Here is a 26,721-nt window from a genome sequence, read left to right as displayed (position 1 = left end):
CATATAAAAAGCCAATCCTCATAAAGCGAGGAATGGCTGGTTGTTTAATTTATTATTAGAACAATATGTATTGAAAGTTAATTTAGCTGCTATGTACTGTATACATACATGATGTGAGAGAAGCTAAACATTAGCTCCTACTGAATTATTCAAAAGTAACCTTAATTGGTACTTTGGCTATGGTTTCTGTGATATCATAAATGACTTCTAAATTGCATTCTAAAACTTTTGACTTAGTAATACTAGCTGCTTCTAAAGCATTTATTGGTAATTTAATACTACCTTCAGAAGCAGCAGAAGCTTTTAAGGTATCAGAACAAATGATAATTTTATGGTCATCACTATTAGAAATATTATTGACTTTACCATTACGAGTTTGCACTTCATATTCCTTATTGGAAGTATTTTTATAAGCTAGTTTAAGAGTATATTCATAATCATCTTTTTCCAGCCCTTTATAGGTGGCCGTAAGACCTTTGATTTCATAAATAACTGTATCAGTAGCTGTGGTAGAAAATTCAACAACTTTTGATTTTTGTTCTGCTTTTTGACTAGAACTAGTCTTGGGTACTTCAGAAGATGATGTGTTTGTTGATTTCTTATTATTACCACAAGCAGTTAAAAACAGAATAGCAAGTAAGGAAAAACAACTGTAAAGACTTTCTTTTTCATGGTACACCTCCAAAGATAAGTGTGCTAGGTGAAGACTAAAGTCATTTAAAGCTGATTTGTCTCTTCTAAATTTGAATTTGGAATCAGCTCCTTGTGACAACAATCAACACAAAATACTTTTCCCCACTTTTATTATATCATTATACAAATAATTATTCAATAAAAGATAGAACATAAATACTTAAATAAGGTAGTAACCGGAAAGTCGAATATAAACTTGATGGTTTAGGTTGAGTGCCTTAATTGATTCATTTGACAGAAATTATCTATTTAGTACTAAAAATATGAAAACAACAAGAAAAAACAAGACGACTATAAGGTTGGTCTGAATTTAATATCGAAAAATATCTAGCAAACAAGACTTGCAAATGGAATGAGTACTAGTATATATCCTAAAATAAGCAGCATCAAAGTAAGCTCTTGCCAATATGGAATTTAGATCACTCTTTTAAACGAAGTGTACTACAAGTTTGTTAAATGGACAGTATAGAAAATAGTATAAACAGTAGTGTTTATACAATCACTTAAAATCTAGCAAGATAGGTCTATACCATTTACAAAAAGAAAAGAAAGCGATATAATGAAAGAGACATAATGAACAATGCGAGAGTGATTTAAAATACCATTTACAGTTGTCTAAAGTGACAGCTTATATAAACTCTCACTGAAAGAAGGAGGTTTTATTATGCCTAAATATATTCAAGCAGATCGATTTTTCTATCCCCATGGTATCCGTCAAGGTGGCTACTTGGAAATCACAGATGGTAAATTTGGCAAATGGACGAAAGCTATTCCGGCAGGTGCGGATGTGATAGATTATACAGGTTATTCTATCGCACCGGGACTGGTGGATACCCATATTCATGGTTTTGGCGGTGTCGATGTCATGGATAACAATATCGAGGGCACCCTTCATACGATGAGTGAAGGTCTCTTGACGACGGGGGTGACTAGTTTTCTGCCAACGACTTTGACTTCAAGCTATGAACAACTCTTAGCTGTGACAGAAAATATCGGTGCTCATTATCAGGAAGCGACAGGTGCTAAGATTCGTGGCTTATATTTTGAAGGTCCGTATTTCACAGAAAAATATAAAGGAGCCCAAAATCCAATTTACATGAAAAATCCTCGAATGGATGAATTTCGTGCTTGGAAAAAAGCATCGAATGGTTTGCTCAATAAAATCGCTTTAGCTCCAGAACGAGAAGGTGTTGAAGATTTTGTTCGAACCATTACTGATGAAGGCGTAACAGTTGCACTTGGGCACTCAAATGCAACTTTTGATGAAGCTAAAGTTGCGGTAGATGCTGGCGCTAGTGTCTGGGTTCATGCCTATAATGGTATGCGTGGTCTGACTCACCGTGAGCTGGGCATGGTCGGCGCTATGTACGAGCTGCCACACACTTATGCTGAGCTGATCTGTGATGGACACCATGTGGATCCAAAGGCTTGTGACATTTTGATGAAGCAAAAAGGTCATGAACATATTGCCCTCATTACCGACTGTATGACAGCTGGTGGATTAGAAGCTGGCGATTATATGCTGGGTGAATTTCCGGTTGTAGTGGAAAATGGCACTGCTCGACTCAAATCAACAGGCAACCTAGCCGGTTCTATCTTGAAATTAAAAGATGGTCTAAAAAATGTTGTAAAATGGGGGATTGCTAATGCGCACCAAGCTGTTATGATGGCGACGCTCAATCCAGCAAAATCCGTTCATATTGATGATGTTTGTGGTCAAATCAAAGAAGGTCACGATGCGGACTTTATCGTTTTGGACAATGATTTAGAACTCGTTGCAACTTATCTTGATGGTGAAAAACGATACGAAGCTAAATAGAATCTTTTTATCTTGAAAGAGTTGGAAAACCGACTCTTTTCATTTTACTTTTTAAAATACATGTAGTTAAGAAAAGGTTTTTAAGGATTTGAATTGCAATAAGAGGCGTGATATAATGAGGTTATCTGAGTCGTATGCTCATGATTGTAGTTGGCATAACTTTTATTACTTATAGTTTTCTCGGCAGGGGAATGGCACCAACCAAGGAGAATGTCTTTAAACCCAAATCCTTGAAAAAGAAAGCTAAGAAATAGATTTTTTGTTGGAAGGGGTAGTTGACTGGGCTGCCTGCTTGCTTAATAAAGGAGACGGAGATGGAACGTTATCAATTAAACAATGGTGTAGAGATTCCGGTTTTGGGCTTTGGAACTTGGAAGGCTCAGGATGGTGAAGAGGCCTATCAGGCAGTGCTGACAGCACTTGAAGCAGGCTACCGGCACATTGATACTGCAGCTGTTTATAAGAATGAGGGAAGTGTGGGTCGTGCAATCAAAGACAATGGTATACCGCGGGAAAAGCTCTTTATTACGACCAAGCTCTGGAATGGTAATCATACTTATGAGGAGACTCAAGAAGCTTTTGCCCGCTCCTTAGAGCGTTTGGGGCTGGACTATCTGGACCTCTATCTTATCCACTGGCCCAATCCAAAACCTCTGCGGGAGCAGGAAGCTTGGAAGGAGCGCAATCGGGAGGTTTGGCGGGCTATGGAAGACCTCTATCGGGAGGGGAAAATCCGAGCTATCGGTGTCAGCAATTTCCTGCCTCACCACCTAGAGCCTCTGCTTGAGACAGCGCGTATTTTGCCCGCGGTCAATCAAATTCGTCTGGCGCCTGGTGTCTATCAGGCTGAAACAGTGGACTATTGTCGTAAGCATGATATTCTCCTAGAGGCTTGGGGTCCCTTCGGTCAAGGGGAACTTTTCCGCAATGAAGAAGTCAAGGCTGTGGCCGATAAATACGGCAAATCTGTCGCCCAAATCGCTCTGGCTTGGAGCCTGCAAGAGGGCTTCCTGACCCTGCCCAAGTCGGTTACGCCTGAGCGAATCAAGAGCAATCTGGACTGCTTTGACATTACCCTCAGTCCAGCAGACCTAGAAGTGTTGAAAAACATTCAAGGTCTTGAAGGCGGCGCTCCAGATCCAGATAAGATGGATTTTTAGATGATGATTGACTGAAACTGTAATCAAAACTTTCTCTTCTGTGCGATAAAGAAATCAAAGGGCTGATTGAGGAGGTTATTGAGCTACTGGGAGTGGGAAGATAAGGAAGAAAAGAAGCAGTCAAGGCTTCAGTCAATATCATTTATCAACGTCCTACTCCAATCTAGGAGTCGAATCGTCTTCCTTACTAAAATTTGGAGGGAATCTAGCTTTCAGATAGTCCTATTTATGAAAATTTCCAAATAATCTATCCCTCGAATGACAGGATTTACTAAAATTGATTGGCATTCTATGTCTAGGATGACACTAATCACTAAAGTTTCTAGGTATTCTAAGTCTTGAATGATCGGATGATTCGTTTTTTATAGACAAATAGTCCCCGTCGGAAGGTTTACTAGCAATCAGATGGGGATTTTTGCTGCCTTTTTTCTTTGAAAAAGAGAAAAATGCCTTTTCGGAGCTTAAAAACAACATTTCAGAGTAGCCTTGCCAAAGATTTATCACCACATGCTATACTTGTTTTATCATATTTGAGGAAAGGATTATTATGACAAAAACCTACACCATTCGCCCCCTGCCTTACAGCAACTTTACTAACCGTGAGTTTGAGAGCTTGATGACGGACTCTCATCAGGTTCTTACTAGCTTTGCCAAGTCCTACAAGGATGAGGCTATGTATGATGAGCATCTTGAAGTCTTTGACAGTAAGCTGGAGCAATTCCAAGCCCAGTTGGCCAGCGTAGAAAATAAACAAACCTTGAGTCTAGCAGAAGTGGATAAGGAGCGGGACAGTGCCCTAGTCGGACTGTTTACCTTGCATAGGGGCTTTGCCAAAATCAAGGAGCCCAATCTCAAAGCTGCCCACGAAACCCTAACGTCAGTCCTTGCGAAGTATAAGGACATCACCAAGCATACCAACGATGTCGCAACTGCTGAAATCAAGAGTCTCCTCAAAACCCTCAAGGAGGAACCTTATGATGCAGCAGTGACTACCTTGGGTCTTCTGCCGATGCTTACCGCCGTGGCAACAGCTCAGGAAGACTATGACCGGGCAGAAACTCTGGCGCGTGCAGCCAAGTCCAGCAAAGAAGTCGGCAAAACCAAGCAGTTGCGTACCGAGCTCTCCCGTATCTATGACCTCTTTATGCGCTATACCGCAGCCTCCGCAGAAGCCTATCCCGAAAAACTCCACTTTGCTAAACTCCTCAAAGACCTCAACACCCTCCGCGACAGCAAGCGCCGCCTATCCAGTCCAAGCAAGAAAGCAAAAACGGAACAAGTGGCAGAGATGGCAGGGTAAAGTTAATCCCTTAGAATGATTTCTAGGGGATTTTTGGTGGTTTCGTGGTTTTTTCTATCAAAAGAAACCTACACAAACTTGATGAAACTGCAGGTGAGTGAAAAATGGGAAGCGAATTATTATGAACGAAGAAAAATTATTGGGAAATATATCATTTATACTTTCTATTACAAGAAACGATGGAAGCAAAGCAAATTTTATATATAATAACTAATTTTACCGACGATTTTGATAATTCTGAGATATTCATACCACTTTTCCCGTTTTTATCATCAATTTGTTTAGGCTGGATTGAGAAGTTTCAAGAACAAGGAATCATTTTAGAATTACCAAACATCAGAGATGTAAACCTTGTAACCATGATGAAAAAAATTAGAATTGGCGTGAAGCTCTATTCTGATAATAAATTTGCAAAAGCTTGTAATAAGTTAAGTAATAGTGCGGTTGAAAGAAAGCGCCTATTAGAGTCGAACTATAATTTTTATCAAGAATTTTTTGTTTATTGCTTTGTGCAGCACGATTTGGGAGTTTTACTATTGATGATATTCCTTATGGAAACATTAGTCAAATGAGTATATATTTTGAGGTTAAATAAATTTACAACTATAGAAAAGTGAGAACAAGAAATAGAACCAATTTTTATTGATTATTCTCGTGATCTGTCTGCTTTTATCAATTCGGTCACTTCAAATTTTGAAAAAGATTTTAATTTAGATCCAGCAATGAAACTAGATATTTCAAGTTGTAAATTAAGACATATTGATAAGTTTTTAATGGATAACAGAAGGCAAGATATTTTACTAGGGAATCTGCCACTTGAAGTTCAATTACAGTTATTCAATATTCTATGTCAGAACAATTTTCTAAATAGCTTATTCCCGAAAGTATTCTAAAATAAAGGTAATATATTCTATCGTTCAAAAATCCAATCTTATCTAGTTAGCGTCAATTCTTTAGCAAAAATTCTAAGTAAATATTCCAAAAGTATTAATTCTGGTTTAGCAGAAAAAATACAAAGGACAAGGTAAAAAATAGATTTGAAAACTTTAGTGAAGAGTGCAAGAAAGAAAAATTAGACACTTTTGTTGACTTTTTTTGATACCCAATGTAAAATAAAATATTTTCCTTTTACAAATTTCCTATTTCTTGCTATAATGTTTTGTATGAAAGAAGTCTCATGCAATTACTTGCTAGCGAGTCTGGGATGGTGGAAGCCAGATAAGAGCTGAATGAAGATGGAGCTTTCGGTAAATTTTAGTCGTTGATGTTATCTTAAGGCTATATTAACAATGAAGTAATAAACTAGGGTGGAACCGCGTTTTGACGCCCCTATGCAAAGCTGTATAGGGTGTCGTATCGAGTGCAGTTCTGCTTTTTGTTTTGTTAGTCAAATTGATTCACTTGTTGAGACTAGTATATTCCTACTATAAGCTCAAGTTACAAGAATATTATAATAAAAAGAATGGAGTAAACATTATGCCGAAGAAGTTAACCTTCCAAGAAATTATTTTAACGTTGCAACAGTTTTGGAATGATCAGGGTTGTATGCTCATGCAGGCTTACGATAATGAAAAAGGTGCTGGTACGATGAGCCCCTACACTTTCTTACGGGCTATTGGACCTGAGCCATGGAATGCGGCTTATGTAGAGCCTTCACGTCGTCCAGCAGATGGACGATATGGTGAAAATCCGAATCGCCTTTACCAACATCATCAGTTTCAGGTTGTAATGAAACCAAGTCCTAGCAACATTCAAGAGTTGTATTTACAATCATTGGAATTGTTAGGAATTAACCCGCTAGAGCACGATGTTCGCTTTGTCGAAGACAACTGGGAAAATCCTTCAACTGGTTCTGCAGGTTTGGGTTGGGAAGTATGGCTTGACGGGATGGAGATTACACAGTTTACGTATTTCCAACAGGTCGGTGGTTTATCTACCAGTCCAGTTACATCTGAAGTTACCTATGGTTTAGAACGTTTGGCATCTTATATTCAAGAAGTGGATTCTGTTTATGATATTGAATGGGCAGATGGAGTTAAGTACGGCGAAATTTTCCGTCAGCCAGAATTTGAACATTCAAAATACAGTTTTGAAGTGAGCGACCAAGCCTTGCTTTTAGAAAATTTTGATCATTTTGAAGCAGAAGCAAAACGCTGCTTGGAATATAATCTTGTGCACCCTGCTTATGATTATGTATTGAAATGCTCTCATACTTTTAATTTATTGGATGCTCGCGGAGCTGTTTCGGTGACGGAGCGGGCAGGTTACATTGCTCGGATTCGCAATTTGGCACGTATTGTTGCTAAAACTTTTGTGGCAGAGCGCAGACGACTAGGCTATCCATTATTAGATGAAGCAACACGTGAGAAATTATTGGCTGAGGAGGAATAAAAATGACAAAGAATTTATTGGTTGAGTTAGGGCTGGAAGAAATGCCGGCCTATGTCGTAACACCAAGCATGAAGCAATTACGTGATAAAATGGCAGCCTTTTTAACAGACAATCGTTTAACTTTTGATAAGATTGAAATGTTTTCAACTCCTCGTCGCTTGGCTGTGCGCGTGTCCAATCTAAGTGAAAAGCAAACAGATTTAACAGAAGATTTTAAAGGACCAAGCAAGAAGATTGCTTTGGATGCAGAGGGAAATTTCACCAAAGCCGCGCAAGGTTTTGTTCGTGGAAAAGGCTTGACTGTTGAAGATATCACATTCCGTGAAGTCAAAGGCGAAGAATATGTCTATGTGACCAAGCAAGAAATCGGAAAACCTGTTGAAGAATTGATTGACGGAGTTGTTGATGTGCTGACTTCACTAAGCTTTCCGGTCAATATGCACTGGGGGAGCAATACATTTGAATATATCCGTCCCGTTCATACCCTAACTGTGTTGTTGGACGATGAGTCCTTTTTGATGAATTTGTTCGATATTGAAAGCGGACGGACAAGTCGGGGTCATCGTTTTCTCGGTCATGAAGTGAAGATTCAGTCTGCAGATTCTTATGAAGAAGATCTGCGCGAAGTTTTTGTCATTGCTAGTCCAATGGAACGAGAAAACATGATTTTGGATCAAATCAAAGAAATCGAGAAAATGCACAACGTTCATGTGGAGATTGACGAAGATTTGCTGGACGAAGTGCTGAATTTGATTGAATACCCAACCGCTTTTATCGGACGTTTTGACGAGCGTTACCTAGATGTACCTGAGGAAGTCCTTGTGACTTCCATGAAAGTCAATCAACGCTACTTTGTTGTTCGTAACGAAAATGGTAAGCTGCTTCCATATTTTGTATCGGTACGTAACGGAAATGCAGAACATCTCGAAAATGTGGTCAAAGGGAATCAGAAAGTGTTGGTAGCTCGTTTGGAAGATGCAGAATTTTTCTGGCGCGAAGACCAACGATTGGTTATTTCTGATTTGGTTGAAAAGTTGAAAAATGTGACCTTTCATGAAAAAATCGGCTCTCTAGCAGAGCACATGGAGCGAACAGCAAAGATCGCAGCTCTTTTAGCAGAAAAAGCACACTTATCTACTCGGGAAGTGAAAGATGTAACCCGTGCCGCATCTATTTACAAATTTGATTTATTGACCGGTATGGTTGGAGAATTTGATGAATTGCAAGGTATCATGGGAGAAAAATATGCTCTACTTGCAGGAGAAAACACAGCAGTAGCTAGAGCTATTCGAGAGCATTATTTACCAACTGCCAGTGACGGTGAATTGCCAGATACGAAAGTTGGTGCTATTTTAGCCATTGCAGACAAGATAGACACAATTCTTTCGTTCTTCTCTGTTGGACTCATTCCAAGCGGTTCAAATGACCCTTATGCTCTTCGTAGGGCAACACAAGGTGTTGTGCGCATTTTGGATAAATTTGGTTGGCATATTGCCTTAGATGAATTGATAGAACAGCTCTATGCGCTGCAGTTTGATAGTCTCACATATAGTAACAAAGAGCAGGTACTTGATTTCTTCCGTTCGCGTATTGAAAAAATGATGGATAATGATATTCCAAAAGATATCGTAACAGCTGTGCTCAACAGCTCGACGTTTGTTGTACGTGATTTGGTCGAGGTGGCGGCTCTTTTGGCAGAAAAAGCACAAGAAGATTCTTTCAAATCGTCGGTCGAAAGTTTAGCACGTGTCTTTAACTTGGCAGAAAAAGCAGAAACGGCTAGTGTTGTGGACGAGAGCCTCTTTGAAAATGCCGAAGAAAAAGCCCTTCATGCAGCAATAGAAAACTTAACGTTATCTGATGACTTAGCAGATAATATTGAGCAACTCTTCGCTTTAAGTCCAGTGATTGACGCTTTCTTTGACAATACTATGGTTATGGTTGAAGATGAAGCAATCCGAGCCAATCGTTTGGCACTCATATCTGCCTTAATGACGAAAGCCAAAAAAGTGGCACAATTTAACCAAATCAATACAAAATAATCCAAGGAGGGAAAATGGAACCAAAGAAAATCGAACGCATCAACGAACTTGCCAAAAAGAAAAAAACAGTTGGTCTAACGCCAGAAGAAAAAGTAGAGCAAGCTAAATTGCGTGAAGAATACATTGAAGGCTATCGTCGTAGCGTTCGCCACCACATTGAAGGGATTAAAATTGTGGATGAAGAGGGCAATGACATCACGCCAGAAAAACTTCGCCAAGTCCAACGTGAAAAAGGCTTACACGGTCGAAGTTTAGATGATCCAAATTCGTAATAAAGGCAGCAAAAATCGCCGAGAAACATTCTCGGCGATTTTTGCTAGGCTATTTTGTAATATCTTCAAAATGGTCAAATGTTTGACTGTCAATAACTGCCATCAACAATTCGTCCTTTTTAAAGGTATAGTCAGGTGATGTATCAATGTTGAGAACGCCGTCGGGCATTTCTCGAAAACCAATGATATTGAGGTTGTAGTTTTGACGAAGTTTTAATTGGGCTAAATTCTTACCAATCCAAGACTGAGGTGGATAAAATTCGATAATAGATACATTTTTATCTAGTTCAATGACGTCAGTCGTAGCTTGATGCAGGATATTTTTTGCAAGTGAAATTCCTGTTTCACGCTCAGGGGAGATACAGCGATCTGCTCCGACCTTTAGCAGCACTTCTCTGGTTGTTTTACTTTTCACCTTGGCAATTACTTTTTCAACGCCTAACGATTTGCAGTGCATAACAGCAAGGACACTCGATTCTAGATTGTCTCCAGTAGCGACCACGACCGTATCACAGGTATCAATTCCTGCAGCTTGCAGCAAATCGTGGTCTGTAATATCGCCGACCACGCCTCGTGCTAAAATGGGTTCAAAATGGTTGATGACATCTTCATGATCGTCAACAGCGATAATATCGCAGTTGTATTTACGGAGCGTGTTAATGATACTGCGACCAAAAACTCCTAGCCCCAGTATACCGATTGTTCGTTTATCCATAAGATTCCTTCCTATCCAATAATAATATTTGCATTGGCAAATTTAATTGTGTCTTTTTTCTTCGGTTTTCGATTGGAAAGACTGACAATTAAGGTCAATGGTCCGATACGTCCGATAAACATCAAAAACATAATCACCGTTAAGGCGGCATGATTTAAAGTAGGCGTTAGATTTGCCGTTACGCCTACCGTTCCAAGAGCGGACATGGCTTCAAACATTAAGTAAATAAAACGATGTCCGTTATCAGCGATCATAGTCAAAAAAGTCAAGCCAATGATAAAGGTTGTTGTAAAGACAATCAAGACACTAAAGGCTTTTTGAATGGTAGAGGGAGAAAACGTATGGTGTCCAAAATTAGTATGAGGCAAGCCAAGGATTTCCGTTCGGGCAAAGGCTAATACGACCAAAAAAGTAGTGATTTTCAGTCCCCCTGCCGTTCCTCCGGGAGCACCCCCTAGAAACATTTGAATGATGTAAAGGAGAAGTGTCACTGGGCGAGCTTGTGTATAGTCAATTGTTGCAAAGCCGGCCGTCCGCATGGTGACGGTTTGAAAGAAGCTGACTAAAAGTTTCTTTTCAAAGGGAAGTCGACCAATAGTAGCTGTATTTTGATATTCTGTCAGAAATGTCAAGCAGGTTCCACTGATTAAGATGAAAGCTGTTAAAGCAAGAACCAATTTTGTGTGAAAGCGTAATTTCCGCTTGTGTCCTTTTGTCTGGATATTTGTTTTTAAGTCAAACCAAACTGAAAAACCCAAGCCTCCCATGATAATCAAGGCAGCAATGGTCAAATTGACCAAGGCATCTGTTTTATAAGCTAGCAAGCTAGTGCTTCCTAAGTTGTCAAATCCAGCATTACAAAATGCAGAGATAGCAAGGAAAATGGAGGTTAGAAGTCCTTTTCCCCATCCTAAAAGGGGGACAAAGCGAAAACTGAGGATAAATGATCCAAGAGCTTCAATGCTGAAAGTAATGAGAAAAATGGAGCGAAGAAAGTCGCGAATAGAATTTGTCTCATCTCGACTAAGACTTTCCTGTAAAGTAGTACGATTGGAAAAACTGAGTTTCTGATTGGAGCGGACATAAATCAGCCCAATAAAGCTAATCAGCCCCAATCCGCCAATCTGAATGAGGAGCATACAGATAATCTGTCCCCAAACATTGTAAGTATCTGCAACAGACTGCGTAAAAAGCCCCGTCACACAAACCATTGAAACTGATGTAAAGAGGTGGTCAAAATAATTAGCTTTAGAAGTTGCTGTCTGCATAAAAGGCAGATTTAAAAGAAGAGAGCCCACCACAATTACAAGGGCAAAGCTCAATAAAATGCGCCTAGCAGGAGATAATCTTGATAAAAAACGTGACATTCGTATCTTCCTTCATAGAATAATGACTTTATTTTACCACAAAGCAGCTTAAAAGACGAGAAGGAAGGCGTAAGAAGTCTAGCCCTTCTTTAAAAGTTTTCGACCGAAAAATATGCAACCAGCAATCACTGCCACATCTATCCAGAACAAGATTGGATCTGTTAAGATGAAGAAAAAATAGAGACACACAACGAGGAGAATTACTAAGAGAGCTAGGATAATTTTTTTGTATTGTTGAAGTTTCATTTGAATGTAGCCTTTCTATTTTTTACTTATTCCAAAAAAGTGTGTTTAGGTCTGTCTTTAAAGCTAGTGCTAGATTAATGCAAAGTTCTAGCGTGGGATTATATTTGTTGTTTTCAATCATGTTAATTGTCTGCCGCGAAACGCCAATTTGTTTGACAAGGCCTAGTTGCGAGAGTCCTAGATTTTTTCGGAAATCTTTCACGTGATTCATGTATTTCTCCTTATCCTAGTGTCAAATATAAGTGACTTTTGTCCTTTTATTATAAATATACTTGTGAAATATATCAAATATAATTGCCAAAAAACTTTACATGATTCTAAAATTCTTTTTTTAAATCTTTGTGGTATAATAGTAAAGATATGACAAATGAATTTCATCATGTAACAGTTCTTCTTCACGAAACCATTGATCAACTTGATATAAAACCAAATGGAGTCTATGTTGATGCAACATTAGGTGGAGCAGGACATAGTGAATATTTATTGAGTAAATTAGGAAAAAACGGTCATCTATATGCTTTTGATCAAGATCAGACTGCTATTGAGCATGCTCAAAAACGCTTAGCACCCTATGTGGCGCGAGGAATGGTGACTTTTATCAATGACAATTTTCGTCATTTAAAGGCTCGTTTGAATGAGCTAGGTGTTGAAGAAATTGATGGTATTTGTTATGATTTAGGAGTTTCGAGTCCGCAACTTGATGAGCGTGAGCGTGGCTTTTCCTATAAACAAGATGCTCCGCTTGATATGCGAATGAATCGTGAGGCAAAGCTAACAGCTTATGAAGTAGTTAATCAATATAGCTATCATGATTTAGTGCGGATTTTTTTTAAGTATGGGGAAGATAAGTTTTCAAAACAAATTGCTCGTAAAATTGAGCAAATGCGTGAAAAGAAACTGATTGAGACTACTACGGAGTTGGCAGAGATTATTAAATCTGCTAAGCCTGCCAAGGAATTAAAGAAAAAAGGTCACCCAGCTAAACAGATTTTTCAAGCCATTCGTATTGAGGTCAATGATGAGTTGGGAGCGGCAGACGAGTCCATTCAACAGGCGATGGATTTGTTAGCGGTTGATGGGCGGATTTCTGTGATTACTTTTCATTCGTTAGAAGACCGCTTGACCAAGCAACTTTTTAAAGAGGCATCAACAGTGGATGTGCCGAAAGGCTTACCATTTATTCCAGAGGATTTACAACCTAAAATGAAATTGGTTACTCGAAAACCTATTTTACCAAGTAAAGAAGAACTAGATAACAATAATCGCGCGCATTCAGCCAAGCTGCGTGTAGCGCAAAAAGTACATAAGTGAGGATTGAGATGGCAAATAATAGACCAAGAACGACTAGCCAGCTACTTCAGGCGCGTATTCAAAGATTTTCTCGTGTTGAAAAGGCATTTTATGGAGCTATAGTGTTGACGGCAGTTATCTTAGCGACAAGCGTTGTCTTTATGCAAACAAAATTATTGCAGGTGCAACGTGATTTAACGACTGTCAATTCAAAAATTGAGGCAAAGCGCACAGAGCTAGATGATGCTAAACAAGAAGTAAACGAATTGATTCGTAGTGAACGTTTGTCAAAATTAGCAAGTTCACAGGAAATGACTCAGAATAATGAAAATATCAGAACGGCGGAGTAGAGCATGAATGGACTCAGAAGACGAATTTTAAACCATGCTTTGAAAAATCGTAGGAATCCTGGTTACAACCGTAGACGAGTAGGGAAAAATCTAAGCGTTTTGACGGTTTTTGTCTTTTTTGTTTTCCTAATCAATTTTGCAATTATCATTGGAACGGGAAAGAAGTTTGGCGTGAATTTAGCTGAACAGGCAAGTCAAGTGCATCAAATCACAAAGATCGTCCCAGCTAAACGTGGAACCATTTATGACCGTAATGGTTTGCCAATAGCTGAAGACGCGACTTCCTATAATGTTTATGCAGTTATTGATAAAAGTTATAAGTCAGCAACAGGAGAAATTCTCTATGTAGAAGAATCTCAATACGATAAGGTAGCTGATGTATTTAACAAGTATCTTGGTATGGACAAGGACTACGTCAAAAAACAACTATCTCGAAAAAAATTACAACAAGTTTCGTTTGGTGCTCAAGGAAATGGTATCAGTTATAGTAATATGAATACCATTCGTGAGGAATTGAAAAAAGCGAAAGTAAAGGGAGTTGATTTCACAACTAGTCCAAATAGAAGCTATAACAATGGGAATTTTGCTTCTGTTTTTGTTGGATTGGCTCAGTTACAAGAAAATAAAGATGGTAGTAAAACACTTGTTGGAACAACAGGTTTAGAAGCTGCTTTAAACAAGACGTTAGCTGGAACAAATGGTGTCATCACCTATGAAAAAGATAAAAACGGAAATATAGTACCGGGATCAGACAAGGTTTCAAGGCAAACACAAGATGGAAAAGATGTTTATACAACCTTATCTTCGGATTTACAGTCTTTCCTTGAAACGCGGATGAATGCTTTTGTGGAAAAAGCTAAGGGAACTTATGCCAGTGCCACATTAGTCAGTGCAAAAACTGGAGAAATCCTTGCAACGACGCAGCGTCCAAGTTTTGATGCTGATACAAAGCAAGATTTGACAAAAGACTTTGCTTGGTCTAGTGCTCTCTATCAAAATCAGTATGAACCTGGCTCAACGATGAAGGTTATGACACTAGCTGCAGCTATAGACAATAACACTTTCCCAGAAAATGAAACGTATAATAATAGTGGTTTACAAATTGCGGATGTAACGATTCGAGACTGGAATGTCAACATGGGACTTTCTGAAGGACAGACATTAACCTATGCTCAAGGCTTTGCTCTTTCTAGTAATGTGGGAATGGCTTCTCTTGAGAAAAAAATGGGTGACGAAAAATGGCTAGACTATCTTAGCAAGTTTAAATTTGGTCTACCCACACGCTTTGGAATGAATTATGAAGATTACGGTGGTCTTCCGGCAGATAATATCGTTACTTATGCAATGAGTGCTTTTGGTCAAGGAATTTCGGTTACTCAGATACAAATGTTACGTGCTTTTTCTTCCATCGCTAATGACGGTGTAATGGTTGAACCAAAATTCATCAGTGCAATTTATGATTCCAAAAGTGGGAGTGCGCGTAAGGCTTCTACAGAAATTGTCGGGCACCCTGTTTCCAAAGATGCTGCTAAGTCAACGAGAGACCATATGGTGACTGTCGGTACAGATCCTATTTACGGAACCTTATATAGCAAGGCAGAAGGTCCGATTATCAAAGTGCCTAATCAAAATGTGGCAGTTAAATCCGGTACAGCACAAATTGCCGGAGAAAATGGTAGTGGTTATCTGACAGGGGCAAATGATTACATCTATTCTGTTGTGGCAATGACACCAGCAGAAAATCCTGATTTTATCATGTATGTAACTCTGAAACAGCCCTCAGAATCTTTCCAACCAATCTTCTGGAAAGAAGTTGTCAATCCGGTGCTAGAAGAAGCTGCAGCGATGAAGGATACTTTGAACTTGACGACGCAAACCCCTATTCTAAAGTCGGTTTCAAAAGAAATGGCTTATAAAATGCCCTCTACTAAAAATACCAGCCCTGGTGATTTAGCAGATGAGTTACGACGCAATCTTGTACAACCTATTATCCTAGGTACTAGTAAAAATATTAAGAGAGTGTCTGTAAAAACAGGTGAGGCATTGAAATCCAATCAGCAAATTCTTGTCTTAACAGATGACTTTACTGAAATGCCGGATATGTACGGTTGGACCAAGAAAAATGTTGAAACATTCGGTGAATGGTTAGGCATAAAAGTGCATGTTAAGGGCAAAGGCTCTAAAGTCGTTGCCCAAAGTGTTAAAACCAACGCATCACTCAAGAAAATAAAAGAAATAACAATTACATTAGGAGATTAGCATGTTACAAGCTATCGTTGCAGGTGTTGTAACCTTTATTCTAACTCTGGTTGGAATACCTGCTTTTATTCGTTTTTATCATAAAGCCCATATTTCTGGGCAACAAATGCACGAGGATGTGAAGCAACACCAAGCAAAAGCGGGAACTCCAACCATGGGTGGGACTGTTTTCTTGCTAGCTTCCGTTTTGTCCGGTTTTGTGATTGCGCTTATATCAAGAGAACTCTCAAGCGCTGCCTTGATGATATTGTTTATTCTTGTTTTGTACGGCATTGTTGGTTTCTTAGACGACTTTTTAAAAGTTTTTCGCAAAATAAATGAAGGTTTAAATCCCAAGCAGAAACTAGCTCTTCAAATTATCGGTGGTATTGTTTTTTACTTCTTCTTTGACACCCACGGTGGAGGCGATTTGCTTAATGTTTTTGGTTTCCCACTTCATTTAGGTTATCTTTATATCGCTTTTGCCCTCTTTTGGTTGGTTGGTTTTTCCAATGCAGTCAATTTGACAGATGGCATTGATGGATTAGCCAGCATTTCTGTTACAATCAGTTTGACAGCTTATGCAGTTATTGCGGTGGTTCAGCATCGTTTTGATATTTTAATTGTCATTTTGAGTATGATTGGCGGTCTGCTTGCCTTCTTCATTTTCAATCATAAACCAGCTAAAATTTTTATGGGTGATGTAGGGAGCTTAGCACTTGGTGGTATGTTAGCAGCCATTTCGATGGCGCTTCATCAAGAATGGACGCTGCTCATCATTGGAATTGTCTATGTCTTTGAAACAACTTCGGTTATGATGCAGGTTTCTTATTTCAAATTGACCGGCGGCAAACGTATTTTTCGGATGACACCAGTTCATCACCATTTTGAACTGGGAGGTCTATCAGGGCATGGTAAAGCTTGGAGTGAATGGAAGGTCGATTTCTTTTTCTGGGGAATTGGTCTTGTAGCTAGCTTACTAACACTTGCAATTTTATATTTATAAGAGAAACGAGGTGGGGACAATATTATTTCTGCCTCGCTTTTTTGTGACGAAAACTTCGTCCCTACCTCACTAGTCTTCTAGATTGCTGAATAACCCCCCCTCTGAGAGAGGAGGTTAGAAACTAAAAAATGCAAATTTTATCTCTGGATGTCTCTTTTTTTGTTTTAAATAGCAGAAAATCCGAAAAATATATTAAAAAATCATGATTTTTCTTGTACTTATACGAAAAAAGTGTATAAATAGGTTCAATATTTAGTTGAAGGAGGGGAGTAGTTGCTATCTTCATAAAGTAGAATGGCTTATTTTTTAGTTTTAAAAGAATGTTTATTCAATTTGAGCCAAAGGATAAAATTTGTTATTTTTGTTTTTTATGTATTTTTCGGCTTGTTTTAATCATATTATGCAGCAAATAACTATTATTTTAAATAAATAATATTTTCTGTCAAAAGACAGCTCTTTACTTTTTGAAAATATTTCGGTATAATATTCAATGTAACAAGATGTGACATTAGAGGAGGTTTATCTATGAAATCATCAAAATGGATTATTGCAACAGGAGTTGTGCTAAGCGCTGGAATCCTATTATCAGGTTGTGGCAAGTCAGCTTCTAGCACATCAACTTATTCATACGTGTATACACAAGATCCAGACACGCTAAATTATCTGATGGCGAACCGTGCGACAACTTCAGATGTTGTGACTAACTTAGTTGATGGATTATTGGAAAATGACCAGTACGGAAATTTAGTTCCGGCGCTTGCTAAGTCATGGACAGTCTCCAAAGATGGCTTGACATATACGTATAAATTACGTAAAGATGCTAAATGGTACACATCAGAAAGTGAAGAGTACGCAAGTGTAAAAGCGCAAGACTTTGTAACTGGCTTGAAATACGCCGCAGATAATAAATCAGAAGCCCTTTACCTCGTTCAAGATTCTGTCAAAGGTTTAGATGCTTACATCAAGGGTGAAGCGAAAGATTTTTCAACGGTTGGAGTAAAAGCTCTAGATGACTATACAGTACAGTATACACTCAGCCGTGCAGAGACTTATTGGAATTCAAAAACGACCAATAATATCCTCTTCCCAGTTAATGCAGATTTCTTGAAATCACAAGGAAAAAATTTTGGTTCTGTAAAACCAACCAGCATTCTATACAATGGTCCTTATCTATTGAAGTCTCTGACAGCCAAGTCTTCTATGGAATTTGCTAAAAATCCTCATTACTATGATAAAAAGAATGTTCATTTGGATAACATTAAATTGACATATTATGATGGCTCTGACCAAGAAGCCCTTATCCGTAACTTCACAGATGGTGCCTATAGTGCAGCTCGTCTTTATCCAAATAGCTCTAGTTTTGCTTCTGTTAAGAAACAATATGCTAACAATATCATCTATAGTTTGCAAGATGCGACCAGCTACTATTATAACTTTAATTTAAATCGTCAGTCCTATAACCATACATCGAAGAAAACAGATGCTCAAAAGGCTGCGACCCAAGAAGCGGTGCTAAATAAAGCTTTCCGTCAAGCTATCAATTTTGCCTATAATCGTACTTCTTATGGTGCACAAAGTAATGGGAAAGACGGAGCGACAAAGGTATTGCGGAACACACTCGTGCCACCAACATTTGTTTCTATCGGTGATAAAACGTTTGGTGATGTTGTGTCTTCTAAGCTGGTAAACTATGGCTCAGAATGGTCAAACATGAATTTGGCCGATGCACAAGATGCTTATTACAATCCAGAAAAAGCTAAAGCAAAGTTTGCTCAAGCTAAAGCAGAACTGCAAGCAAAGGGTGTTCAGTTTCCTATCCACTTAGATGTACCAGCTGATCAGACAAGTAAAATTGGTGCTCAATGGGAAAGTTCCATGAAACAATCTGTTGAGTCTGTCTTAGGCACAGAAAATGTTGTCATTGATATTCAACAAATGAGTTCAGATGAATTAAATAATATCAGTTATTTTGCTAATACAGCTGCTCAAAAGGACTATGATTTGTATAATGGTGGTTGGTCTGGTGACTATCAAGACCCATCTACTTATCTAGATACTTTTAATATAAAAAATGGTGGTAGTTTACAAAACTTTGGTCTGGAACCAGGTCAAGAAAATGATAAGATCAAGGCAGTTGGACTGGACACATATACAGAGATGCTAGCAGAAGCAAATGTTGAAACCAACGAAGCTACACGCTATGAAAAATATGCCGAGGCGCAAGCATGGTTAATTGATAGTGGCTTGACAATGCCAAACCTCTCTCTTGGAGGGACACCATCTGTGACGAAAACAGTTCCATTTAGCCGTTCTTATTCATTAGTTGGAATCAAAGGTGCTTCAAGCAGTTATTTCAAATATGTCAAACTGCAAGACAAAATTGTAACAACAAAAGAATACGAAAGTGCTAAAAAGAAATGGCTAAAAGAAAAAGAAACCTCTAATAAAAAAGCGCAAGATGACTACGAAAATCATGTGAAATAAAACAAATGTAAGAAACTTCTATGAACGATAAGCTTCGTAGGAGTTTCTTTTTGTTGTTCCTATCTAAAGAACCTATATTGAAGAAGTCTCAAATAAGAGTTGGCTTTAGGGAGTGATTTTAAGTGCTGACAGATACATTTTTTCAAAAAAATTTCTTGACAAGAAGTTTCTATTCTGTTATACTAATAAGGTACCCAATCGCGGGGATGGCGGAATTGGCAGACGCGCAGGACTAAGGATCCTGTGACCGCTTTAGGTCGTGAGGGTTCAAGTCCCTCTCTCCGCATCAGGTAAGCTGGCTTCGGCCGGTTTTTTTGTTTCATTATTTTTGAAATGTGAGGAAAGAAAAACAGTTTTATAAGAGAAAACGCTTAAAAGATTAGGAAATGCTGGTATTTTTTCCTAAAAAGTGATAAAATAAACAATGTAAATGGGAAAACCCATAAAAATAAATAGGAGGCCTAATACTAATGGCAATCGTTTCAGCAGAAAAATTTGTCCAAGCAGCTCGTGACAATGGTTATGCAGTTGGTGGATTTAATACAAACAACCTTGAGTGGACTCAAGCTATCTTGCGTGCAGCAGAAGCTAAAAAAGCTCCAGTTCTTATCCAAACTTCTATGGGTGCTGCTAAATATATGGGTGGTTACAAAGTATGTAAACTTCTCATCGAAAACCTTGTAGAATCAATGGGAATTACTGTACCAGTTGCTATTCATCTTGACCATGGTCATTATGAAGATGCACTTGAATGTATCAAAGTTGGTTACACTTCAGTTATGTTTGATGGTTCTCATCTTCCAGTTGAAGAAAATCTTGAAAAAGCTCGCAAAGTTGTTGAATTTGCGCATGCAAATGGCGTGTCAGTAGAAGCTGAAGTTGGTACAATCGGTGGTGAAGAAGATGGTATCATCGGTGATGGTGAATTGGCTCCAATCGAAGATGCAAAAGCAATGGTTGAAACTGGAATTGACTTCCTTGCAGCAGGTATTGGTAACATTCATGGACCATACCCAGCTAACTGGAAAGGTCTTCACCTTGACCACTTGCAAAAATTGACAGAAGCTGTTCCTGGATTCCCAATCGTACTTCACGGTGGTTCAGGTATTCCTGACGACCAAATCCAAGCAGCTATCAAATTGGGTGTTGCTAAGGTAAATGTAAACACTGAATGTCAAATTGCATTTGCAAAAGCTACTCGTAAATTCGTTGCTGAATACGAAGCAAACGAAGCAGAATACGATAAGAAGAAACTCTTTGACCCACGTAAATTCTTGAAACCAGGTTTCGAAGCAATTACAGAAGCTGTTGAAGAACGTATTGACGTATTTGGTTCAGAAGGTAAAGCTTAATCGCTTACTAAATAAACAAGAAAATCTCGCCTTGTGCGGGATTTTTGTTTTTCTTTGAGTTATTTGATTGAATGTAGTGTGGGATTTATTATTTTTTCTTTTCCTCTTGACAAATCAAATTTGCATGCTAGAATAGATTTATACGTTTATTTCGCCGATTTAGCTCAGTTGGTAGAGCAACGCACTCGTAACGCGTAGGTCGTAGGTTCAAGCCCTATAATCGGCATTATTGAAGGTCTTCATTGAATTGAAGGCTTTTTTTGTTATTTATAAAGTGTTGTTGCGTAAAAAGGTGCTAGAATCTGGTCAACTTATGAAAAAGCAAGGAAGTTATTCAGATTTCACGACCAATTGCGTATCGAAATGAACCACTTACTGAAAACCGCTTGAATTTCACGAACCAATTGTTATAATAAAATAAAGAAAAACGAGGGGAGCATTTATGAAAATTCGAGTTGAGCTAGATTCTAATCTGGAAGAAGCAGAAATTGTCATTAAGGCACCTCGCTTTGATGAACAGATAGAGCGCATTCAGCGTTCTCTGGAAGAAGTTGCTAAGCCGTCTATTCTTTTTTACAAAGATACGAGCGAATATTATGTTGATTTAGCAGATATTCTCTTTTTTGAGACAGAGGGAAATAAGATTTTTGCGCATGCTCGAAATAATGCTTATGAAGTCAAACTGAAATTGTATGAGCTGGAAGAATGCTTGCCGCGGTATTTCTGCCGTATTTCTAAGTCAACGATTACGAACATTAAAGCAATTTATTCATTAGAGAAGTCTTTTTCAGGGACCAGCAGTATTCGCTTTTATGATACCCATAAGCAAGTGCATGTGTCTCGGCATTATTTTCAATTCTTAAAAGAAAAATTAAGTGAAATGAGGTAAATATTATGAGAAAAACATTGTTTGGAGTGGGGCTTTTGGTATTGGCAGGTTGGGTGCTACTACAAGGAAATTTTGGTATTCCAGTTATGGATTTCAATTTTTGGCCCATTCTCGTTGTGCTGGGCTTCGCTTACTTTGCGATTGAAAATTTTTGGAGAGGAAATTTATCTGGTGGGGTTATTTTAGCCATTATTTCCTTAATCGTTGCAAATAGTAGCTATCACTTTTTGCCAATCTCATCTGGAACGATTTTTTTAGCAGGGATTCTGGCTTCTATTGGTATTGGCTTAATTTTCAAACCAAAACGGATTTGGGGTGTTTATCGTGGTTCAAATGCTCATCGCACTATAAATGGGGATATTAATTTTGGAAGTGGTACGCGCTACATCAATTCGGAAGATTTCACCTATGAAACGCTAGATTGTACCTTTGGTAATGCCACAGTTTATTTTGACAATGCCACGATAAAAGGCGATTCCGCTACCTTTGATGTTGATGTATCTTTTGGGAATGCAACGTTATATGTGCCTAGTAATTGGCGTGTGGAGTTGGATGTAGACAATGCTTTCGGCACAGTTACCAATCCCCGTAACATCAATGAGAAAGACAAGACCCTCTATGTAAAGGGAGATGTATCTTTCGGTCGTTTGGGAATTATCTATATTTAAGACTGATGGATTGGGCTGCCTTGGCTAAATTTTGAAATATAGAGAAAATAGTCTTGCAAAATCTTAAAAATTGTGATAAAATTTTACGGTATGTGGTATAAAGCCCGTGAAACTAATCAGGAGGACAAGTATAAATGGCAAAAGTATGTTACTTTACAGGTCGTAAAACTGTATCAGGAAACAACCGCTCTCACGCAATGAACCAAACAAAACGTACTGTGAAACCAAATCTTCAAAAGGTGACAATCTTAGTTGATGGTAAACCTAAGAAAGTTTGGGCTTCAGCACGTGCCCTTAAATCAGGCAAAGTTGAACGCGTTTAATTTATGAAGAATCGGACCTCTGAGGTCCCTTTTCTTTTTGTACAAGAAAATAGATTTTTTAGGACAAGGAAAATCCCCAACATTGACTGAATACTTTCTAATTATGTACTCTCTCTTTTACAGTCCGCGTAAAATATGGTAAAATAAACTATAAAATACTTTTGAGGTAGAAACTATGACTGTAAAAATCAATACAAAAGATGGTCAAATCGAACTGACAGATGATGTCATTGCGACAATTGTTGGTGGGGCAGCAACTGAAATTTTTGGTGTTGTTGGAATGGCCAGTAAAAATGCCATTAAAGATAATTTCCAAGCTTTATTAGGCAAAGAAAATTATGCGAAAGGCGTTGTAGTAAAAACAACGGAAGAAGGTAGCATTGCTGTTGATGTTTATACAGTTTTGAGCTATGGTACCAAGATTAGTGAAGTGTCTAAAAATATTCAAGAGCGTGTGAAATTCAGTCTTGAAAATCAGCTTGGAATTACTGCTGAAACAGTAAATGTCTATATCCAAAATATTAAAGTTGTAGGAGAATAATCGTGTCAAATATTACTACTAGTTTATTTCAAGAAATGGTGCAGTCTGCATCTACTCGTTTGAATAAACAGGCTGAATATGTCAATTCTTTAAATGTTTTTCCTGTGCCAGACGGTGACACAGGTACCAATATGGGAATGACCATTGAAAATGGTGCAAAGGAAGTTGCGGACAAATCTGCTTCTACTGTTGGTGAAGTGGCTGGAATTTTTGCAAAAGGTCTCTTAATGGGTGCGCGTGGGAATTCGGGTGTTATCACGTCTCAGCTTTTCCGCGGCTTCTCTCAAAGTGTGAAAGAGAAGGAAGAATTAACGGGACAAGATTTAGCCCTTGCTTTTCAGTCTGGAGTGGAAGTAGCCTACAAAGCTGTGATGAAGCCGGTTGAGGGAACGATTTTGACCGTTTCTCGCGGAGCTGCAATTGGTGCCAAGAAAAAAGCAGAAGAGACAGATGATGCTGTTGAGGTCATGAAAGCAGCTCTTGATAGTGCTAAGGTGGCTCTTGCTAAAACACCAGACATGTTGCCAGTCTTAAAAGAAGTCGGTGTTGTGGACTCTGGTGGTCAAGGTCTTGTTTTCATTTATGAAGGCTTTTTGTCAGCATTGACAGGCGAATACATTGCGTCTGAAGAATTTCAAGCAACGCCTGCAACTATGACAGAAATGATCAATGCAGAACACCATAAGTCAGTAGCTAGTCATGTGGCAACAGAAGACATCAAATATGGTTATTGTACGGAAATCATGGTAGCCTTGAAAAAAGGTCCAACGTATGTTAAAGAATTTGACTATGATGAATTTCGCAACTACTTGAATGAACTGGGCGACTCACTTCTTGTCGTAAATGATGATGAAATCGTAAAAGTTCATGTTCACACGGAAGACCCAGGTTTGGTCATGCAAGAAGGCTTGAAATACGGAAGTCTTGTCAAGGTCAAAGTAGATAATATGCGCAATCAACACGAAGCGCAGGTTGAAAAAGAAGAGCGTGAAAATAGCCAGCCAACAGAAGAAAAAGAATATGCAATCATTGCTGTCGTTGCAGGAGAAGGATTGTCAGACATCTTTAAAGCGCAAGGTGTGGACTACATCATCTCTGGCGGGCAAACGATGAATCCTTCAACAGAAGATTTCATCAAGGCAGTTGAACATGTGAATGCTCGTCATATCATTATCCTGCCAAACAACAAGAATATCTTCATGGCGGCGCAATCAGCGGCTGAAGTGATTGAACAATCTGCTGCAGTGATTGAAACAAGAACAATTCCGCAAGGTTTGACTAGCTTGTTAGCTTTTGACCCAAGCAAATCTATTGAGGAAAATCATGATCGGATGACTGCTGCACTTGCAGATGTTGTCAGTGGTAGTGTGACGACAGCTGTCCGTGATACAACGATTGACGGTCTTGAAATTCATGAAAATGATAATTTAGGTATGGTAGACGGAAAAATTGTTGTTTCCAATCCAGATATGCTGACGACATTGAATGAAACGTTCAGTAAAATGTTAGATATGGATAGTGAAATTGTGACGATTTACATCGGTGAAGATGGAAGTGAAGACTTGGCCAATGAATTAGCGCAAGACATTACTGAAAAATTTGAAGATGTAGAAGTAGAAATTCACAATGGCGGACAGCCAGTTTATCCATATCTCTTTAGTGTTGAATAAATAGAATAACTGATGAAAAGGACGACTTGAGAGAGTCGTCTTTTTTATGACATTTGTCATGTTGAGCGATGACAAAATCATCTAGTGGCGATAAAAGAGTTGAGCTATAATGAAAGTAACAAGAGGAAATGTAGAGTTAGAAACCAAGTCTACAACCTGTTTTATTCTTCTTGCTGCAAGTAACTCTGTGGTAATTCAATCGTTGACCAGAAACTTTCCTGAGCCAATTGCTAGGAGTTCTGCATGGGTTGTATTTCCACCAAAGAAATAATGAGGAGAAAAAGATGAAGCTGATTGAGGTGAACCATTTATCTAAAAAGATTCATGGAAAAGATATTTTGAAGGATATTTCTTTTACGATTAACGATGGAGAATGTGTGGCGTTGATTGGTCCGAATGGAGCTGGGAAAACGACTCTCATGGATTGTTTGCTAGGGGATAAATTTCTTACGAGTGGACAGGCTAGTGTTCGAGGATTAAAGCCAACAGATGAGCAATTACAGCAGATGGTTGCTATTTTGCCACAAGAAAATACAGTAGTGGAAGATCTGAAAGTGAAAGAACTATTGAACTTTTTTCAAAATATTTACCCAAACAGTCTAACCAATCAGGAAATTGATGCTCTTTTAAAATTTACGGATAAGCAAAAAGAACAGTTGGCTTCTAAATTATCAGGTGGTCAAAAACGCTTATTTTCCTTTATTTTAGCTCTTATTGGTCGTCCGAAGATACTTTTTTTAGATGAACCAACTTCTGCTATGGATACGTCAACTCGCCAGCATTTTTGGGAAATTGTGGATGAATTGAAGAAAAAGGGTGTGACTATTATTTATTCTTCTCACTATATTGAGGAAGTGGAGCATACAGCAGATCGTATTTTGGTTTTGCATAAGGGCGAATTGATTCGTGATACGACGCCTTATGCCATGCGCAGCGAAGAACAAGAAAAACACTTTACTATTCCGCTTTCTTACCAAACTATTTTGGAAGGGTTATCTGAAGTGACCGAAGTTGAAATCAAGCAAAATGCTCTGTCCTTGGCAACTAGAAAGGCTGGTCAAGTGTGGCAAGTCTTGGTAGATAATGGCTGTACGATTGAGGAAGTAGAAGTATGCAACCGGACACTATTAGATAGTATTTTTGAGACAACGCAAGAGTAAAAGGAGATGTATCATGAAAAATATGACCAGTTTAATGAAGGTTGAATTGATTTTAATGAAGCGGCAGGCTGCTTATTACCTCTTGTCTATTGGTTTGCCTAGTGTCTTTTATCTGATTTTTTCAGGCGTGATGTCAAGCGACACACCAACCAGTGTACTTCGACTATATCTCTTTTCAATGACGGTTTTCAGTATCATGTCTAGTGCTTTCTTTAGTATTCCCAGTTCCTTGCAATCTGATAAAACCAATAATTGGCAAAAAATGATTCAGCACTCACCTGTTTCTATGGTAGAATATTATATATCCAAACTTTTCAGTGCCTTACTGACTTTCCTTCTTTCCATAGTCGTTGTTTTTTCTGTTGGGTATTTTGTTCGTGGAGTCAGTCTTCCTACAATGGATTGGTTAATCATCGCCCTAATTATCCTGTTCGGAAGTTTGGTTTTCATCGCCATGGGAGTATTAGTGAGTTTGCTTCCCAGCGCTCAGCTTATGTCTGTTGTGGGGAATATTGCCTATATGGCTTTGGCAGTCCTAGGTGGTCTTTGGTTTCCTTTGAGCATGTTCCCAGCCTGGCTTCGCTCTATCGGTAAATTGATGCCTAGTTATCAACTCATGCAGGTTGTATCTTCTTATTTGGAACATCGTGAGTTTAATGCCATTGCAGCACTGATTGTTCTGGTTTACACAGTTGGTGTCAGTCTGGTGGTTCTTCAACTTAAAAAACGGATTGAGGTAAAATAA

Annotated in this window: 24 protein-coding genes and 2 tRNA genes; 22 read left to right on the top strand and 4 right to left on the bottom strand. The window is 38.6% G+C overall.

The window, feature by feature from the left end:
- Nucleotides 1-145: 145 nt before the first annotated feature.
- Nucleotides 146-775, bottom strand: coding sequence for a hypothetical protein (locus HMPREF2574_RS04575; RefSeq protein WP_257374192.1), 630 nt, complete (start codon nt 773-775; stop codon nt 146-148).
- Nucleotides 776-1,357: 582 nt separating this feature from the next.
- On the opposite strand from HMPREF2574_RS04575, the gene nagA reads away from it, so the two are divergent.
- The 7 genes from nagA to HMPREF2574_RS04540 all read left to right on the top strand — a co-directional run bounded on the left by nagA (nt 1,358) and on the right by HMPREF2574_RS04540 (nt 9,677).
- The gene (gene nagA, locus HMPREF2574_RS04570) at nt 1,358-2,512 is read left to right on the top strand and encodes an N-acetylglucosamine-6-phosphate deacetylase (RefSeq protein WP_024052163.1); all 1,155 of its coding nucleotides are present in this window, start codon (nt 1,358-1,360) and stop codon (nt 2,510-2,512) included.
- A 314-nt stretch (nt 2,513-2,826) separates the two neighbouring features.
- Nucleotides 2,827-3,672, top strand: a complete 846-nt coding sequence (locus tag HMPREF2574_RS04565; protein WP_070812223.1) for an aldo/keto reductase — start codon at nt 2,827-2,829, stop codon at nt 3,670-3,672.
- A 547-nt stretch (nt 3,673-4,219) separates the two neighbouring features.
- On the top strand, nt 4,220-4,972 hold the full coding sequence (locus HMPREF2574_RS04560) for a DUF6261 family protein (RefSeq protein WP_070812222.1): 753 nt from the start codon (nt 4,220-4,222) through the stop codon (nt 4,970-4,972).
- A 179-nt stretch (nt 4,973-5,151) separates the two neighbouring features.
- A complete protein-coding gene (locus HMPREF2574_RS04555) occupies nt 5,152-5,544 on the top strand; it encodes a hypothetical protein (RefSeq protein ID WP_024052160.1) in 393 nt (130 codons plus the stop codon).
- Nucleotides 5,545-6,448: 904 nt separating this feature from the next.
- Complete coding sequence (glyQ, locus tag HMPREF2574_RS04550) at nt 6,449-7,363, top strand: glycine--tRNA ligase subunit alpha (protein ID WP_024052159.1); 915 nt, start codon at nt 6,449-6,451, stop codon at nt 7,361-7,363.
- Between the two features lie 2 nt (nt 7,364-7,365).
- A complete protein-coding gene (gene glyS / locus HMPREF2574_RS04545) occupies nt 7,366-9,405 on the top strand; it encodes a glycine--tRNA ligase subunit beta (protein ID WP_024052158.1) in 2,040 nt (679 codons plus the stop codon).
- 14 nt (nt 9,406-9,419) lie between these two features.
- Nucleotides 9,420-9,677, top strand: a complete 258-nt coding sequence (locus HMPREF2574_RS04540; protein ID WP_003025937.1) for a DUF896 family protein — start codon at nt 9,420-9,422, stop codon at nt 9,675-9,677.
- A 49-nt stretch (nt 9,678-9,726) separates the two neighbouring features.
- On the opposite strand, the gene HMPREF2574_RS04535 is transcribed toward HMPREF2574_RS04540, so the two are convergent.
- The 3 genes from HMPREF2574_RS04535 to HMPREF2574_RS04525 all read right to left on the bottom strand — a co-directional run bounded on the left by HMPREF2574_RS04535 (nt 9,727) and on the right by HMPREF2574_RS04525 (nt 12,216).
- Nucleotides 9,727-10,392 (bottom strand): potassium channel family protein, encoded by a 666-nt coding sequence (locus tag HMPREF2574_RS04535; protein WP_003025935.1) that lies wholly within the window; start codon nt 10,390-10,392, stop codon nt 9,727-9,729.
- 11 nt (nt 10,393-10,403) lie between these two features.
- Nucleotides 10,404-11,759, bottom strand: a complete 1,356-nt coding sequence (locus tag HMPREF2574_RS04530) for a TrkH family potassium uptake protein (RefSeq protein WP_024052157.1) — start codon at nt 11,757-11,759, stop codon at nt 10,404-10,406.
- Between the two features lie 268 nt (nt 11,760-12,027).
- The gene (locus HMPREF2574_RS04525; RefSeq protein WP_024051757.1) at nt 12,028-12,216 is read right to left on the bottom strand and encodes a helix-turn-helix transcriptional regulator; all 189 of its coding nucleotides are present in this window, start codon (nt 12,214-12,216) and stop codon (nt 12,028-12,030) included.
- A 149-nt stretch (nt 12,217-12,365) separates the two neighbouring features.
- Here HMPREF2574_RS04525 and rsmH point away from each other — a divergent pair, with 149 nt between their 5' ends.
- The 15 genes from rsmH to HMPREF2574_RS04450 all read left to right on the top strand — a co-directional run bounded on the left by rsmH (nt 12,366) and on the right by HMPREF2574_RS04450 (nt 26,721).
- Nucleotides 12,366-13,316: a 16S rRNA (cytosine(1402)-N(4))-methyltransferase RsmH gene (gene rsmH / locus HMPREF2574_RS04520; RefSeq protein WP_024052155.1), complete on the top strand. Its 951-nt coding sequence runs from the start codon at nt 12,366-12,368 to the stop codon at nt 13,314-13,316.
- Nucleotides 13,317-13,324: 8 nt separating this feature from the next.
- The gene (gene ftsL, locus HMPREF2574_RS04515) at nt 13,325-13,645 is read left to right on the top strand and encodes a cell division protein FtsL (RefSeq protein ID WP_024052154.1); all 321 of its coding nucleotides are present in this window, start codon (nt 13,325-13,327) and stop codon (nt 13,643-13,645) included.
- A gap of 3 nt (nt 13,646-13,648) precedes the next feature.
- Nucleotides 13,649-15,904 (top strand): penicillin-binding protein PBP2X, encoded by a 2,256-nt coding sequence (gene pbp2X / locus HMPREF2574_RS04510; protein ID WP_024052153.1) that lies wholly within the window; start codon nt 13,649-13,651, stop codon nt 15,902-15,904.
- Nucleotide 15,905: 1 nt separating this feature from the next.
- Nucleotides 15,906-16,889 carry a phospho-N-acetylmuramoyl-pentapeptide-transferase gene (gene mraY, locus HMPREF2574_RS04505; protein WP_024052152.1) on the top strand — a complete coding sequence of 328 codons (984 nt, stop codon included), beginning with the start codon at nt 15,906-15,908 and terminating at the stop codon, nt 16,887-16,889.
- A 525-nt stretch (nt 16,890-17,414) separates the two neighbouring features.
- Nucleotides 17,415-19,373 carry a peptide ABC transporter substrate-binding protein gene (locus tag HMPREF2574_RS04500; RefSeq protein WP_070812221.1) on the top strand — a complete coding sequence of 653 codons (1,959 nt, stop codon included), beginning with the start codon at nt 17,415-17,417 and terminating at the stop codon, nt 19,371-19,373.
- 200 nt (nt 19,374-19,573) lie between these two features.
- Nucleotides 19,574-19,659 (top strand) — tRNA-Leu (locus HMPREF2574_RS04495).
- A 184-nt stretch (nt 19,660-19,843) separates the two neighbouring features.
- Nucleotides 19,844-20,725, top strand: coding sequence for a class II fructose-bisphosphate aldolase (locus HMPREF2574_RS04490; RefSeq protein ID WP_003025917.1), 882 nt, complete (start codon nt 19,844-19,846; stop codon nt 20,723-20,725).
- A 153-nt stretch (nt 20,726-20,878) separates the two neighbouring features.
- Nucleotides 20,879-20,951 (top strand) — tRNA-Thr (locus tag HMPREF2574_RS04485).
- A 216-nt stretch (nt 20,952-21,167) separates the two neighbouring features.
- Entirely contained in the window at nt 21,168-21,614 is a 447-nt protein-coding gene (locus HMPREF2574_RS04480) for a LytTR family DNA-binding domain-containing protein (RefSeq protein WP_003031093.1), read from the top strand.
- Nucleotides 21,615-21,619: 5 nt separating this feature from the next.
- Nucleotides 21,620-22,282 (top strand): LiaF transmembrane domain-containing protein, encoded by a 663-nt coding sequence (locus HMPREF2574_RS04475; RefSeq protein ID WP_024052148.1) that lies wholly within the window; start codon nt 21,620-21,622, stop codon nt 22,280-22,282.
- Between the two features lie 134 nt (nt 22,283-22,416).
- A complete protein-coding gene (gene rpmB, locus HMPREF2574_RS04470; RefSeq protein ID WP_003025909.1) occupies nt 22,417-22,605 on the top strand; it encodes a 50S ribosomal protein L28 in 189 nt (62 codons plus the stop codon).
- 175 nt (nt 22,606-22,780) lie between these two features.
- The gene (locus HMPREF2574_RS04465) at nt 22,781-23,146 is read left to right on the top strand and encodes an Asp23/Gls24 family envelope stress response protein (RefSeq protein WP_003025907.1); all 366 of its coding nucleotides are present in this window, start codon (nt 22,781-22,783) and stop codon (nt 23,144-23,146) included.
- Nucleotides 23,147-23,148: 2 nt separating this feature from the next.
- A complete protein-coding gene (locus HMPREF2574_RS04460; RefSeq protein WP_024052147.1) occupies nt 23,149-24,816 on the top strand; it encodes a DAK2 domain-containing protein in 1,668 nt (555 codons plus the stop codon).
- A 284-nt stretch (nt 24,817-25,100) separates the two neighbouring features.
- A complete protein-coding gene (locus HMPREF2574_RS04455; RefSeq protein WP_024052146.1) occupies nt 25,101-25,976 on the top strand; it encodes an ABC transporter ATP-binding protein in 876 nt (291 codons plus the stop codon).
- Between the two features lie 13 nt (nt 25,977-25,989).
- Nucleotides 25,990-26,721, top strand: coding sequence for an ABC transporter permease (locus HMPREF2574_RS04450; protein ID WP_024052145.1), 732 nt, complete (start codon nt 25,990-25,992; stop codon nt 26,719-26,721).

Source organism: Streptococcus sp. HMSC034E12 (genome assembly GCF_001835915.1).
GTDB classification, from domain to species: Bacteria; Bacillota; Bacilli; order Lactobacillales; family Streptococcaceae; genus Streptococcus; species Streptococcus vaginalis.
Note: the sequence above shows the minus strand (reverse complement) of the source record. Positions and strands in the feature narration are given on the sequence as shown.